Source organism: Streptomyces sp. NPDC017940, assembly GCF_044328435.1.
Classification (GTDB): Bacteria; Actinomycetota; Actinomycetes; order Streptomycetales; family Streptomycetaceae; genus Streptomyces.
This window is the reverse complement of the sequence record NZ_JBIRHJ010000010.1, coordinates 158,823-173,395: the sequence shown is the minus strand read 5'-3', so window position 1 is coordinate 173,395 and position 14,573 is coordinate 158,823. Positions and strand designations below refer to the sequence as shown.

Below are 14,573 nucleotides of genomic sequence, written 5' to 3'. Positions count from 1 at the left end.
GCCCGTTGCGGGGCCCGGTGGGCCCGCCGGTCAGGGCGGGCCCGAGCGGGTCAGTGTCCCTTCGTCAGGCCTGTTCCCACAGCGCGGGGGTGCTCGCCGGCTCCCAGCCGGGCTGCGCCTGGTGCGGTTGCAGGCAGCGGTAGGTGGCGCCGTCGAAGGTGACCGTGTCACCGGCCGCGTAGACGGTGCCCGCCGCCCAGGTGCCGGTCGGGTCACCGGGGCCGGGGCCGGGGCCCGGGTCCTGGCCGCCGCCCGTGGTCTTCAGCGTCAGCTGGTACTGCTGAAGGAGCGGATTGATCGGCTGGTGGAACGTGGTCCCGCCGGAGCGGCAGTTGCCCGAGCCGCCCGAGGTGACGCCCTGCGCCTGGCTGCCCGATATGTACGAGCCGCCGGAGTCACCGGGCTCCGCGCACACGGTCGTGCGCGTCACACCGCTGATGGTGCCCTCGGGGTAGGTGACGCTGGTGTTGTGCTGCGAGATCGTTCCGCAGTGCCAGCCGGTGGTCGATCCGGAGCGGCAGATCGAGCCGCCCACCGGGGACTGGGTCGAGCCCGCCACGCCCACGCGCTGGCCGCCGGAGCCCTTCACGTACGGTGTGGCCGTCCACTGGGCGTTGGCAGCCACCCACGCCATGTCCCGGCCCGGGAAGATCGAGCCCCGGAAGGTGCCCTGGGCCTGCTGGTTGACGCCGCGCGTCGTGGTGCCCGCCCGGCCGCAGTGGCCCGCGGTCGCGAAGCCCTGGGTGGCGCCCTGGGTGACGGAGAAGCCGACCGAGCAGCGGCCGCCGCTGCCCATGTAGTACGCCTCGCCGCCCACGATGTCGTAGAAGGAGCGGGGCCGGTCGGCGGTCTTCCTGATCTTCACCAGGCCGGCGTCGACTCCGGCCCGGGCGACGAGCTTGTCGGCCGCCGAGGTCCGCACGGCGTCCACGACGATCGCGTTGGACTTCACGTCGACGTACCACACGGGCGCGTCGGCCGTCCGGGTGCTCTTGGCGGCCCGGTCCAGCTTGGCCTTCGCCGCGTCGAGCTGGGCGACGGAGTGCCGCACCACCAGGGCGCGGGCGCCCTCGGCCTCGATGGCCGCGACGTCCCGGGCGTCGGTGGTGGCGACGGTGAGCGAGCCCGAGGTGGCGCCGGTCACCCAGGCGCCCGCGAAGTCACGGCCGAGCGCGAATCGCAGGGAACCCGCGGTCGCGCCCGCTTCCGCCTCGTTGGCCAGACGCGCCTTGGCCTGCGCCGCGGTCAGGCCGAGGTCGCGCTGCATGGCCTTCAGGACCTCGGGCGACGTCTTGGCCACGGCTGCGGTGGCGGCGGCGTCGCGCGGGGAGGATGTGGGGGAGGTGAGCGACGGAGCGTCGGACTGCGCGGACGCGGAGCCCGGCAGTCCGGCCAGTACGAGCGCGCCGGCGGCCGCGAGGGCGGCACCGGCCGCCTGTACGCGATGGCGAGCGGTACAGCTACGTCGAGTCGGGGAGGGGTGTCTGTGCTGCATGGGGGTCTCTCCTCGGTGTGGACGGGGAGCGGCGGATCCAGGAATGCGGGGAAGCGGGATCCGCTCGTTCTCCGGTCGACCACACCGTAGAAGGGTCAACATGCCCTCAGTAGATGCCAGTTGACCCCCTGCCGTGGTGTTATGGAACCGCGCGCGGACCACCGCACGGCCCCCGGCGCCGGGCCGCCCGGCAACCGGCTCCGGCCAGGGCGGCCGGATCCTAGGGGTGCTGCTCCGCGGCGGATCCCCGGGGGTGCTGCTCCGCGGCGGACCCCTAAGGGTGCTGCTCCGCGGCGGACCCGGGCGCGGCGGTCCCCGGCGTGGCGAGCCAGGCCGAGTAGCTCTCGCTCCGCGCCGCCGCCTCGGCGTGCGCGGCCCTGGCGTGGGCGAACACGGCCGCCGCGGTGTCATGGGCGTACGTCTCCGGATGCCAGCCGAGCAGATGCCGCCAGTACAGCGGCGCCCCGGCGAGCGGCAGCGTCACGACCCCCGCGGTGGGCGGGAACGTGGCCCGGCACAGCCCCACCGCCCGCCCCACCTGCACCAGGTGGACGCACGACGCGGTGTCGGTCTCGTACACCGATGCCGGGGTGAAGCCCGCCCGCGCGCACGCGGCCGTGAAGCAGTCACCGAAGCACCCGTCGCCCGGCACGTCCGTCCACGCCTCGTCGGCCAGCTCGGCCAGCTCGACCTGCGCGGCACCGGCGAGGCGGTGCCCGGTGGTCAGCATGACGAACACCGGGTCCCGCGCGACCTCGCGCCACACGAGCCGCTCGCTCTCCGGCGGCGTGCTCGCCCCGCACGTGCCGATGAGCGCGAAGTCGAGCCTGGCCTCCGCGACCTGCCCGGCGATGTCCCGCTCCGACCAGGTGGTGTACGTCGACACGGGACGGTCCGGGTAAGCGGCGGCGAGCCGGTCCACCAGGCCGCCGAGCAGCGGCCCGTGGGTGGCGCCGAGCCGGAAGCCGCGCTGGTCCTGCCAGACCCGGCTGAACCGCTCGGCCTCCTCCTGGAGCCCGCTGACCGCGGGCAGCACGATGCGGGCGCGCGCGAGCACGAACTCGCCGAGCGGGGTGGGCCGCACCCCGAACCTGCCGCGTTCGAACAGCTCGCCGCCCAGGGCCCGCTCGATCCGTTTCAGCTGCGCGCTGAGCGCGGGCTGTGCGAGCCCGAGCGCGGTGGCGGCCTTGGTGAGGCTGCCCGCGTCGGCGATCGCCCGGATCGTCCTCAGATGCCGCAACTCCAGGTCCATGCGGTGAGCTTCGTCCGCCCCCGCGCCACGGGCAATACTTGGTACGTACCTGAATGAACGTCAAAAGACGCGCGGGGTTTCCGCAGCAGACACCTCACGCTCCGCTCTCCCCCGGCACCACCCGCAGCAGCAGCACCGACCGCGCGGCCAGTGTCACCGGCGCCCCCGCGGCGAGCAGCGTCTGTGGCGCCCGGGCCTGCTCCTCCAGGGAGGTGTCGACGAGCACCGCGTAGGCCGCGGCCCACGGCGGTCCCGGCAGCACGAAGTCCAGCGGACGGTCCGCGGCGTGCAGCACGGCGAGGAAGCTGTCGTCCGTCACCGGCGCCCCGCGCGCGTCCCGCCCGGGAATGTCACGGCCGGACAGATACATGCCGAGCGTGGCCGCGGGCGCGTACCAGTCGGCCTGCGTCATCTCCGTACCCCGCGCCGTGAACCACGCCAGGTCCCGCAGCCCGTCCGCGGAGTGCGCCCGGCCCGAGAAGAAGGCGCGGCGCCGCAGCACCGGATGCCGGTGCCGCAGCGCGATGAGCCGGGACGTCAGATCCAGCAGCGCCCGCCACCCCGGTTCCTCGCGCAGCCCCCAGTCCACCCAGCCGACCTCGTTGTCCTGGCAGTAGGCGTTGTTGCTGCCGCGCTGCGTGCGCCCCATCTCGTCCCCCGCGACGAGCATCGGCACCCCGGTGGACAGCAGCAGCGTGGTCAGCAGGTTCCGCAGCTGCCGCCGCCGCAGCGCGAGCACGTCCGCGTCGTCCGTCTCGCCCTCGACGCCGCAGTTGGATGACCGGTTGTCGTCCGAGCCGTCCCTGTTGCCCTCGCCGTTGGCCTCGTTGTGCTTGCGCTCGTACGAGACCAGGTCGCGCAGGGTGAAGCCGTCGTGGGCCGTCACGAAGTTCACCGACGCGTACGGGCGGCGCCCGCCCCACGCGTACAGGTCGCTGGACCCGGACAGGCGGTAACCGAGGTCCCGCACATCGGGCAGCGCGCCCCGCCAGAAGTCCCGCACCGCGCCCCGGTACTGATCGTTCCACTCCGTCCACAGCGGCGGGAACGCCCCCACCTGGTAGCCTCCGGAGCCCACGTCCCACGGCTCGGCTATCAGCTTCACCCGTCTGAGGACCGGGTCCTGCGCGATGACCGCGAGGAACGGCGAGAGCATGTCGACGTCGTGGAAGGAGCGGGCGAGCGCCGCGGCCAGGTCGAAGCGGAAGCCGTCCACGCCCATCTCCGACACCCAGTACCGCAGCGAGTCGGTGATCAGGCGAAGCACCTGCGGCTGCACGACGTGCAGGGTGTTGCCGCAGCCCGTGTAGTCGGCGTAGCGGCGGGCGTCGTCCTGGAGGCGGTAGTAGCCGCGGTTGTCGATGCCCTTCAGGGACAGCATCGGCCCCAGCTCGCCCGCCTCCGCCGTGTGGTTGTAGACGACGTCGAGGATCACCTCGATGCCGGCCTCGTGCAGCGCCCGCACCATCCGCCGGAACTCGCCGACCTGCTGGCCGCGGGTGCCGGAGGCCGCGTACGCCGCGTGCGGGGCGAAGTAGCCGATCGAGTTGTAGCCCCAGTAGTTGCGAAGGCCCCGCCGCAGCAGATGATCCTCGTGCGCGAACTGGTGCACGGGAAGCAGTTCGACGGCCGTCACGCCGAGCCGCACCAGGTGCTCGACGGCAGCAGGGTGCGCGAGCCCGGCGTAGGTGCCGCGCAGCTCCTCGGGGACCCCGGGGTGCAGCTTGGTGAACCCGCGTACGTGCACTTCGTAGATGACCGAGTCCGCCCACGGGGTCTTCGGGCGCCGGTCGTCGCACCACTCGTCGTCCGGCGCGTCGTCGTGCACCACGACACCCTTGGGCACGTACGGGGCCGAGTCGCGGTCGTCGCGCACGGTGTCGGCGACGTGCTGCTGCGGCCAGTCACGCACATGGCCGTACACCTCAGGCGGCAGCGCGCCGTAGTCGTGGCCCGCGCCCGCGTCGACCGCGCGGGCGTACGGGTCCAGCAGCAGCTTCGCCGGGTTGAAGCGGGCGCCGGTCCACGGGTCCCAGCGGCCGTGCACCCGGAAGCCGTACCGCTGCCCCGGCAGCACACCCGGCACGAAGCCGTGCCAGATCTCGTGGGTGAGTTCGGTCAGCCGACAGCGGGTCTCGACCGTCGCGCCACCGGGGCGGCGGCCGTTCCCCGCGCCACCGTCACCCGCGCCGTCCGCGTGGTCCGCGTGGTCGTCGGGAGTGTCGAACAGGCACAGCTCGACGGCCTCCGCACCCCCCGCCCACAGCGCGAAGTTGGTGCCCGCCACCCCGTCGGGCCCCACCCGGAACCGGGCGCCGAGCGGCGTCGGCGCCCCCGGCCACACCGTCCGCGCGGGGGCCTCGCGACGGCGGGCGGCGCGCCCCCCGTTGCTCGCTCCCGCCGTGGCCGTACCGCCGTCCTGCCGGTCACGGCCAAGGGCACGCGCCCCTTGCACCGCCTTGTGCTCGGCTGCGCTCGACACCGTTCAGCCTCCCGCGGCTCGGGCCTGTGGACGCGCGGGAAGAGGGCGCGCGGCGTCCCGGCCGCGGCTGCCCGCACGGCGTCCTTCTGTCTGTTCTGCCCATCCGGTGCGTCGCACTCACGTTTCCCCGGGCGGGCGCGGTCGTTGGGACCCACGTGAGACAGGCAACGAGGCGCGCTCGGCGCGCAGGGGCCGTACTGGCCGCAGCGGTGGCATGGGCAGGACTGGCACTCGGCGCCGCGGGGTGCACGGGGACGGAGTTCGACGGGCTCCTCGGCAAGCCGCCGAGGCCCGCCGACGCGATCCGGGTCACGCCGGGCGACGGCGACAAGAACGTGCGCGCGCACGAGCGGCTGGAGGTACGGGTGCCGGCCGGGCGCCTGGAGTCGGTGAAGGTGGTGCGGTCCCAGGACGCGCGGGAGACGGAGGTGCCCGGGCGCATCGGCGAGGACGGCACGACCTGGCGCCCGGTGGCCCGCGGGCCGCTCGCGCTCGCCGCGAAGTACACCGTGGACGCGGTCGCGCTCGACGGCCACGGCCGGCGCACGGCACGGCACACGACGTTCACCACGTTCGTCCCCGACGAGCGCCTCATCGCCTACGTCGCGCCGGAGAACCGCGCCACGGTCGGCACCGGCATGATCGTCTCACTGGAGTTCAACCGCGAGGTCGCCGACAGGAAGGCCGTCCAGCGCGCCGTGCGCGTCACCGCGGAACCGGGCGTCGAGATCCGCCCGCACTGGTTCGGCTCCACCCGTCTCGACTTCCGCCCCGAGAAGTACTGGAGGCCGGGCACCGAGGTCACCGTCGACCTCGGCCTGCGGGACGTGCGGGCCGCACCCGGCGTCTACGGCCTCCAGGACAGGACGGTCTCCTTCACCATCGGCCGCAGCCAGGTCAGCGTGGTCGACGCCGCCGAGCACACCATGAAGGTGCGCCGCGACGGCAAGGTGATCTCGACCGTGCCGATCACCGCGGGCGCCCCGAAGACCCCCACGTACAACGGCAGGATGGTCGTCACCGAGATGCTGGAGATGACCCGCATGAACAGCCGCACGGTCGGCTTCGGCGGCGAGTACGACATCCCCGACGTCCCGCACGCGATGCGCCTCACCACCTCGGGCACCTTCCTGCACGGCAACTACTGGGCGCCCGACGCCCCCGGCAAGACCAATGTCAGCCACGGCTGCGTGGGCCTGCGCGACGTGAAGGGCGGCAGCCCGAGGACGCCGGCGGGCTGGTTCTTCGACCGCTCCCTGGTCGGCGACGTCGTCGAGGTCGTCCGCAGCAAGGACAAGAAGGTCGCTCCCGACAACGGCCTCAGCGGCTGGAACATGACCTGGCAGGAGTGGACGACGGGAAAGAAGCCCGAGAAGGCCGGGAAGGCCGGGAAGGCCGGGAAGAAGGAGGGCCGAGAGACAGGAAGGCCCGAAGCAAAGAGGCCAAAGCCGTAGAAGGGGAGAAGGGCGACAAGAACCCCCGTACGAACCGCCCCTGAAGGTCACGGGCCCGCACCATGAACACAGTTGGAACGGAACGGTGACATTGGCGGGGAGTCATCGCTCCGGGCCCTGTGGTTATCTGGCGCAGTGCGCGAGTCGGCTCATTCTCGACCACCGCGCCGGGCACTGGAGTGCGGGCCTCAGCGGGCCGTGCGAGGGGAGAAAATCTTGAACGGGCGACCGATATCGGGGGCGTCGGCCCACGCGCGAAAGCGCGGGCGGCGGCGGGGCGCCAGGACACTGTTCGCGACCGCGTCCGGGGCGACGCTGCTGTTCGTGACCGCGTGCGGCGGTGGCGGATCCAACGGTGACGGCGATGGCGGCAAGGGCGGGGCGGACGCCAACGAGCCCTCGCGGGCCGTCGTCACCATAGCCCCCAAGGACGGCACCAAGGCCGTGGCGACCAGTGGCGCGCTGAGGATATCCGCCGCCGACGGCAAGCTCACCGAAGTGACGGTGAAGGGCCCGAAGGGCAGGGCCGTACCCGGAAAGATCACTTCCGGTGGCGCGAAATGGACGCCCGCGAAGCACCTCGCCTCCGGTACGGAGTACAAGGTCCACGCGATCGCCAAGGACTCCGAGGGCCGCACCGCCGCCAAGGACTCGACGTTCACCACGCTGGTGCCCGAGAACACCTTCACCGGCCAGTTCACACCGGAGGACGGGACGAAGGTCGGCGTCGGCATGCCGTTCTCCGTGCGCTTCACCCGCGGCATCACCGCCCCGCGGGCCGTGGAGAAGGCGATCCGCATCACGACCGAGCCGTCCGTGCCCGTCGAGGGCCACTGGTTCGGCAACGACCGCCTCGACTTCCGCCCGGAGAAGTACTGGAAGCCCGGCACCAAGGTCACCGTGCGGCTCGACCTCGACGGCGTCGAGGGCCGTCCCGGCGTCTACGGCGAGCAGGCCAAGACCATCCGCTTCGAGATCGGCCGCAGCCAGGTCTCCACCGTCGACGTCAAGACCAAGAAGATGACCGTCGTACGCGACGGCAAGGTCCTGAAGAAGATCCCGGTCACCACCGGCAAGCCCGGCTACGAGACGTGGAACGGCCAGATGGTCATCAGCGAGCGTCTTGAGGTGACCCGGATGAACGGCGAGACCGTGGGCTACGGCGGCGAGTACGACATCAAGGACGTGCCGCACGCCCAGCGCCTCTCCACGTCCGGCACGTTCATCCACGGCAACTACTGGGGCGGCGGCGCGTTCGGCAACTACAACGCCTCGCACGGCTGCATAGGCCTCCAGGACGTCCGCGGCGGCTACGACAAGAAGGTGCCCTCCGCCTGGTTCTTCGACCGCTCGATGGTCGGTGACGTCGTCGTGGTCAAGAACTCCGACGACAAGACCATCGCCCCGGACAACGGCTACAGCGGCTGGAACATGTCCTGGGATAAGTGGAAGGCCTGAGCCCTCCACAGAAGTGGAAGGCCCAGGCCCTCCGGTCCGCGGCGGGCCCGCACGGCGGAGTCCGGCGGCCGGATTCCGGAACGGCCCGGCGCACTGTGACGCAGTGCACCGGGCCGTTCCGCGTGAACGCCCGCTAACGTGCCCCGCATGACAACTGTGCATCTCGAAGTCGCCGACGGCGTCGGCACGATCCGCCTCGACCGCCCGCCCATGAACGCCTTGGACATCGAGCTCCAGGACCGCCTCAAGGACCTCGCCGCCGAGGTGACCGACCGCGACGACGTACGCGCCGTCGTCCTCTGGGGCGGTGAGAAGGTGTTCGCGGCCGGGGCGGACATCAAGGAGATGCAGGCCATGGACCACACGGCGATGATCGTGCGGTCGAGGGCGCTCCAGGAATCCTTCACGGCCGTCGCCCGCGTCCCCAAGCCGGTCGTGGCCGCCGTCACCGGCTACGCGCTCGGCGGCGGCTGCGAACTGGCGCTGTGCGCCGACTTCCGCATCGCCGCCGACAACGCCAAGCTCGGCCAGCCAGAGATCCTGCTCGGCCTGATCCCGGGCGCGGGCGGCACCCAGCGCCTGCCGCGCCTGGTGGGCCCGGCCAGGGCCAAGGACCTCATCTTCACCGGCCGGCAGGTCACGGCCGACGAGGCGCTCACCATCGGCCTCGTGGACCGGGTGGTGCCCGCCGCCGAGGTGTACGGGCAGGCGCACGCCTGGGCCGCACGCCTCGCCAAGGGACCGGCGCTCGCGCTGCGGGCCGCCAAGGAGGCGGTGGACGCGGGCCTGGAGGCGGACATCGACACCGGCCTCGCGGTCGAACGCACGTGGTTCGCAGGTCTGTTCGCCACCGAGGACCGCGAGCGGGGCATGCGCAGCTTCGTGGAGGAGGGGCCCGGCAAGGCGAAGTTCCGCTGATTTCAGGTCAGTTGAAAGACCATCAGCCAAAGTTTCCCCCGAAGGGGCGGTTCGCGAAAGCTTGCAGGGAACCCTGCGGCTACCGGGTTGCAACCGCTCCGTGATCATCTGCGGGCGTGCAGTCAGCGCAGGTGGGGGCAGGTGTGGCCGGACCTGAACTGCCATGGGCATATGCCTGCGGAGCCCCCCGGAACGGTAGCTTCCGGGGGGCCCATTCCGTCGGAACGGCCCCGCCGCGGACGCGGTGCGGCCATCATGGGGGGCATGGCGGGGCAGGAGGGTGTCGAACAGCCGCGGAAGCGCACGGGTGCGACCGCGGCGCGCTGGTCTCCGGCGGTGGAGGACGAACACGCCCTGAAGGCCCTGGAGTTGTTCGGCAACCCCGTCGACGCCGAGGTGCCGCTGCCCTCGCGCCCCGAATCCGCCGCCATCGCCCGCCGGCTCGCACAGGTGGTCGTCCTGCGCCACTGGGGCCTCTCGCCCAAGATCACCGAGGATGTCGTGCTCCTGGTGTCCGAACTCGTCGGCAACGCCGTGCGGCACACCGGGGCCCGGGTGTTCGGCCTCAGGACGCTGCGGCGGCGCGGCTGGATCCGGGTCGAGGTGCGCGATCCCTCGCGCGGGCTGCCCTGTCTGATGCCCGTCCACGAGCTCGACGTCAGCGGGCGCGGTCTCTTCCTCGTCGACAAGCTGGCCGACCGCTGGGGCGTGGACCTGCTGCCGCGGGGCAAGACGACCTGGTTCGAGATGCGGATCCACGACCGCTGACACCGGCCCGCCCGCCGCCGCGCGACCCGGGTGGCCGCGGGTACGCGAAAGCCCCCGGGGCCGTGGGTGTGGCGCTGTCGGGGGCCTTCGAGCGGGGCCGTGAACGAATGGGGTGTGGTCCACGGCCGTTCGGACGACCGAGCCCGGGTCAATGGGGGTCGCTCCTTCGACTATGGCAGACAGGGGTCACTGATCCAAAAGTCCCGACTCGGGTATTTCCGGACAAATGCTTACACTTTAGAGGTGAATCCTTGGTGAGATAGAGCACTCACCTTCTAAACGATGGCTGAACGGCAGCTGAGTGGCGCGATAGGCAAGGTGTGGACCCCCTTACTTGGTCCAGTCCAGCCGACCCGTAAACACCAGCGAACCGGTCAATCAGCAGGTTTCCGAGCAAACCGCCATTAAATGGTCCGCGTGACTGAGCGCACCGACGGCACCGACGGCACCGACCGCCGAGCGGCCCTGCGGACGGCGGCCGCCCTCGCCGCCGTCGCGGGCGCGGCGGCCGCGGGCTGCACCCCCGAGCCGGCCTCCCGCCCCGCCCCCGCCCGAGAACCCACCGGCACCCCCACCGGCCGCGGCCCCGCCCCGGGACCCCGCGGCTTCCCCGGCCTGCCCGCGCAGATCACCCACAGCCCCCGGGGCCGCCCCGAGGTCGCGCTCACCTTCCACGGCCAGGGCGACCCCGGCACCGCGCACGCCCTGCTCGCCGAGGCCGAACGCGCGGGCGCCCGGGTCACCGTCCTCGCCGTCGGCAGCTGGCTCGACGCCCATCCGCGCCTGGCCCGCCGGGTCCTCGACGGCGGCCACGACCTCGGCAACCACACCCTGAACCACCGCGACATCAACGCGCTGCCCGAGGCGGCCGCGTACGCGGAGATCACCGGCTGCGCGGACCGGCTGCGCCGGCTCACCGGGGGCATCGGCACCTGGTTCCGGCCCTCGCGGGCCCGCCGGGCGAGCCCGCTCGTCGCCCGCCTCGCACGCCGCGCCGGCTACCCGCACGTCCTGTCGTACGACGTCGACTCCCTGGACTTCACCTCGCCCGGCGCCCCGGCCCTCGCCCGCACCGTCGCCGCCGGGACCCGCCCCGGCTCCGTGGTGAGCCTGCACTTCGGGTACGCGGACACGGTCGCCGCGCTCCCCGCCGTCCTCGATGACCTCCACCGCCGCGGCCTGCGCGCCGTCACGACCACGGAGCTGCTGACCTGATGTCCACCCGCACCCGCACCCGCACCCGTACCCCCCTGAGCGGGCGGAGCGCCGCGCTCCTCGCCGCCGGGGCCGCCGTCGCCGCGCTGCTCGCCGGCTGCGGCACCGAGCAGGGCGACCGGCAGAACAAGGCCCCCGCCACCAAGGTCCCGCCGGAGCCCGCACGGCCGAAGCCGGTCAAGGGCCTGCCCGGCATGCCGCCCGTACTGGACCCCAAGGACGTCTACGCCGCCGACCGCCCGAACAAGCTCTCACCGGTCGTCAAGGACTTCCCCTCCCGCGTCTACGTCCCCAACACCAACTCCAACACGGTGTCGGTGATCGACCCCAAGACGTACGAAGTGATCGACACGATCAAGGTCGGCGTCCAGCCCCAGCACGTCGTGCCCTCCTGGGACCTGAAGACGCTGTGGGTCAACAACAACCGCGGCCACACCCTCACACCCATCGACCCCAGAACCGGCAAGGCGGGCAAGCCCGTCGAGGTGCACGACCCGTACAACCTCTACTTCACCCCCAACGGGAAGCACGCGGTCGTGATGGCCTCGCTCGACCGCGAGCTCGTCTTCCGCGACCCGCACACGATGAAGCGCGTCAAGACCGAGCCGGTGAGCTGCTACGGCGTCAACCACGCCGACTTCTCCCGCGACGGCAGGTACTTCATCGTCTCCTGCGAGTTCTCCGGCGAACTCCTCAAGGTCGACACCGAGAAGATGAAGGTCGTCGGCCAGCAGAAGCTGCCCTTCAAGGGCGCCATGCCCCAGGACGTGAAGATCTCCCCGGACGGCAAGCGGTTCTACGTCGCCGACATGATGGCCGACGGCATGTGGGTCCTGGACGGCGACACCTTCGGCAAGCCGAAGCTGCTGCCCACCGGCAAGGGCTGCCACGGCCTGTACGTCGGCAGGGACTCGCGCGAGATGTACGTCTCCAACCGCGGCGAGGGCACGGTGTCGGTCTTCGACTTCACCAGGAACAAGCTGACCAAGAAATGGCACCTGCCCGACGGCGGCAGCCCCGACATGGGCGGCGTCTCCGCGGACGGCAAGATCCTCTGGCTGTCGGGCCGCTACGACTCCGAGGTGTACGCGATCGACACCCGCACCGGCGTCCAGCTCGCCCGCGTCCCCGTCGGCGGCGGCCCCCACGGCCTGGCCGTCTACCCCCAGCCGGGCCGCTACTCCCTCGGCCACACCGGCATCTTCCGCTGAGCCCACCGGTCCGCGGGCCAAGGCCGTACTCCCCGCGGCCCGCTCCGGGGCGGCCGTTACCCTGACCCCCGTCAGTACTGCACAAACGAAGGGGCGGACCCGGTGGCGGACATAGATGAGGCACGCAAGACGTTCGATCGGTTCGACGCGGACGGTGACGGATTCATCACTGCCGCGGAGTACAAGACGGCCATGGCGCAGATGGGGGACTGGAACGTCACCGAGTCGGTCGCCGAGGCCATCATCAAGTCCAAGGACGCGAACGGCGACAAGCTGCTCTCCTTCGACGAGTTCTGGGCGAGCCTGAACAAGTAGCGCCCACGCGTGGCCCGGCACGACCGCCCACGCAGGACGAAGGGGCCGCCCCCGGCACGCCGGGGGCGGCCCCTTCGCGCGTCGCCGTCCGGGGCCGCGTCCCGTGCGGGGCCGGCGGAGGGTGTCAGTCGATCGTGGCCCAGTCCCGCATCGCTTCCTCGCTCGCGAACCGCGCCACGTTCTTGTCCAGCGGAGTCGACGTGTACTGGTGGATGCGCCACTTCGCCTGGATGCGGGGCTTGCCCGCCGATACGTAGTCGGCGATCCAGAGGCCGTCGCCCGCGTAGGACGTGGTGTCCTTGTTGAGCCAGAAGTCGCGATTGCAGTACAACATGACCCTGTGGCTGGGGCGCAGCCGTTTCACCTCTCTGATGAAGCGGTCCTTCTCGCTGTTGCTCGCCGCCGTGTGGTCGCCCGTCCACTCCCAGTCGACGGCCAGGATGTCGCCCTTCTTCTCCGGGGCCTTGGCGACGAAGTACTCGGCCTGGGCGGTGATGTTGCCGGGCCACAGGAAGTGGTAGTAGCCGACGACACAGCCCCCGTCGCGGGCGAGCTTGGTCTGGGCGGTGAGGCGGGGGTTGACGTACGAGCGGCCCTCCGTGGCCTTTATGAAGACGAAGGAGAGCCCGTCGGTGTCGAACGTCGACTGATAGGAGCTGACGTCGATGCCACGCAGCATGGATGGCCTCCAGGGGCGGGGGGAGTGGCCGGGCGCCGCGGTGGGGGGTGGCCGGAGCCGGCGCGCGGTGGGTGAACGGTGAAAGGTCGACGTGGTGATTCCCGGGAGCGCGCGGTTCCACCCTCGCACTGGCGTCCAGGCTGTTGGGGGCGGGGGAGCGGGGGGCCATCCGGGTGGTGGGGGGTGGATCAAACGCCGCGGGGTGGGGTGGGGGAGGCATTCGGGGCGGGGGGTGCTCAACGCCGTGATGGGTGGGGGGAGTTGTGCGCGGGGGTTGATTTGCCGAGCCGCTCGCTGTACTCGGTAGGAGCGCACTGCTCCCGGCCCCCGCACCCCCGCACACCCCGAGGACCCCCTACATGCCCTTGACCCGCCGCGCCTTCCTCGCCTCCGCCGCCGCAGCGACGGCCTCCGCCACCCTCCTCACGCCGTCCGCCCCGGCCGCGAGCGCCGTCCGCCGGGACCGGGCGCGTGGCGTAAGGGGCGTACATCGCGTACGCGGCACGCAGAACTGGATGGCGGGGATCGAGTCCACGACCCCGATGCAGCGCCTGACGATCCCCGGCACCCACGACTCCGGGGCCCGCTTCGGCGGCTGGTGGGTGGAGTGCCAGAACACGACGATCAGCGCCCAACTCGCCGCGGGGATACGGTTCCTGGACATCCGGTGCCGGGCCTTCGAAGGCTCGTTCACCATCCACCACGGCGCGTTCTACCAGAACCTGAACTTCGACGACGTGCTGCGCGCCTGCCGGGACTTCCTCGGCGGGCAGCCCACGGAGACCGTCCTCATGCGCGTCAAGCAGGAGTACTCGCAGGCGAGCGACGCGGCGTTCCGGGCCGTCTTCGACGACTATCTGGACCGGCGCGGCTGGCGGTCCCTCTTCCACATCGGGACGGCCTGGCCGCGCCTCGGTGACGTACGCGGGAAGGTCGTGCTGATCGCTGACAACGGCGGCCTGCCCGGGGGCCTCCGGTGGGGCGACGGCGCTGTCTTCGACCTCCAGGACGACTGGAACGCGGCACCCGCCGCCAAGTACCCCAAGGTCGAGGCACACTTCAGGAAGGCCGCGAGCAGCCCGGGCAAGCAGTACGTCAACTTCGTCAGCACCGCGGCCGGGCTGCCGCCACGCTGGAACGCCGACGACCTCAACCCGCGGGTGCACACCCTCCTGGAGAGCGCGGAGGGGCGGGCCTGGCGCGGGCTCGGGATCGTACCGATGGACTACCCGAACACCCGCGCCGGGCTGGTGGAGACGCTGATCGCCAGGAATCAGGGGGCGGCGGGGGTGCTCAGCACTCGATGATGTTCACGGCGAGGCCTCG

At 71.9% G+C, this 14,573-nt stretch carries 12 protein-coding genes; 8 read left to right on the top strand and 4 right to left on the bottom strand.

What is annotated here, in order from left to right:
• Positions 1–64: 64 nt before the first annotated feature.
• The 3 genes from ACH4DX_RS31465 to glgX all read right to left on the bottom strand — a co-directional run bounded on the left by ACH4DX_RS31465 (position 65) and on the right by glgX (position 5,229).
• On the bottom strand, positions 65–1,495 hold the full coding sequence (locus ACH4DX_RS31465) for a carbohydrate-binding protein (protein ID WP_398123133.1): 1,431 nt from the start codon (positions 1,493–1,495) through the stop codon (positions 65–67).
• A gap of 274 nt (positions 1,496–1,769) precedes the next feature.
• Positions 1,770–2,747, bottom strand: a complete 978-nt coding sequence (locus tag ACH4DX_RS31460; protein WP_398123134.1) for a LysR family transcriptional regulator — start codon at positions 2,745–2,747, stop codon at positions 1,770–1,772.
• Between the two features lie 94 nt (positions 2,748–2,841).
• Positions 2,842–5,229 (bottom strand): glycogen debranching protein GlgX, encoded by a 2,388-nt coding sequence (gene glgX, locus ACH4DX_RS31455; protein ID WP_398157596.1) that lies wholly within the window; start codon positions 5,227–5,229, stop codon positions 2,842–2,844.
• A gap of 209 nt (positions 5,230–5,438) precedes the next feature.
• Between glgX and ACH4DX_RS31450 the strand changes: the two genes are divergently transcribed.
• The 7 genes from ACH4DX_RS31450 (at position 5,439) to ACH4DX_RS31420 (ending at position 12,568) form a co-directional block, all read left to right on the top strand.
• Positions 5,439–6,683 (top strand): Ig-like domain-containing protein, encoded by a 1,245-nt coding sequence (locus ACH4DX_RS31450; protein WP_398157595.1) that lies wholly within the window; start codon positions 5,439–5,441, stop codon positions 6,681–6,683.
• A 216-nt stretch (positions 6,684–6,899) separates the two neighbouring features.
• Entirely contained in the window at positions 6,900–8,141 is a 1,242-nt protein-coding gene (locus tag ACH4DX_RS31445) for an Ig-like domain-containing protein (RefSeq protein WP_398157594.1), read from the top strand.
• 147 nt (positions 8,142–8,288) lie between these two features.
• A complete protein-coding gene (locus ACH4DX_RS31440) occupies positions 8,289–9,059 on the top strand; it encodes an enoyl-CoA hydratase/isomerase family protein (protein WP_398157593.1) in 771 nt (256 codons plus the stop codon).
• Positions 9,060–9,323: 264 nt separating this feature from the next.
• The gene (locus ACH4DX_RS31435) at positions 9,324–9,827 is read left to right on the top strand and encodes an ATP-binding protein (RefSeq protein WP_398123139.1); all 504 of its coding nucleotides are present in this window, start codon (positions 9,324–9,326) and stop codon (positions 9,825–9,827) included.
• Between the two features lie 408 nt (positions 9,828–10,235).
• On the top strand, positions 10,236–11,042 hold the full coding sequence (locus tag ACH4DX_RS31430) for a polysaccharide deacetylase family protein (protein ID WP_398157592.1): 807 nt from the start codon (positions 10,236–10,238) through the stop codon (positions 11,040–11,042).
• Complete coding sequence (locus ACH4DX_RS31425; RefSeq protein WP_398123141.1) at positions 11,042–12,253, top strand: YncE family protein; 1,212 nt, start codon at positions 11,042–11,044, stop codon at positions 12,251–12,253. Before ACH4DX_RS31430 ends, ACH4DX_RS31425 begins: the two co-directional genes overlap by 1 nt.
• Before the next feature lie 102 nt (positions 12,254–12,355).
• Entirely contained in the window at positions 12,356–12,568 is a 213-nt protein-coding gene (locus ACH4DX_RS31420) for an EF-hand domain-containing protein (protein ID WP_398123142.1), read from the top strand.
• 124 nt (positions 12,569–12,692) lie between these two features.
• Here the strand turns inward: ACH4DX_RS31420 and ACH4DX_RS31415 are convergent, their stop codons facing one another.
• The gene (locus ACH4DX_RS31415) at positions 12,693–13,247 is read right to left on the bottom strand and encodes a glycoside hydrolase family 25 protein (RefSeq protein WP_398123143.1); all 555 of its coding nucleotides are present in this window, start codon (positions 13,245–13,247) and stop codon (positions 12,693–12,695) included.
• A 359-nt stretch (positions 13,248–13,606) separates the two neighbouring features.
• On the opposite strand from ACH4DX_RS31415, the gene ACH4DX_RS31410 reads away from it, so the two are divergent.
• On the top strand, positions 13,607–14,554 hold the full coding sequence (locus tag ACH4DX_RS31410; RefSeq protein WP_398157591.1) for a phosphatidylinositol-specific phospholipase C: 948 nt from the start codon (positions 13,607–13,609) through the stop codon (positions 14,552–14,554).
• Positions 14,555–14,573: the final 19 nt, after the last annotated feature.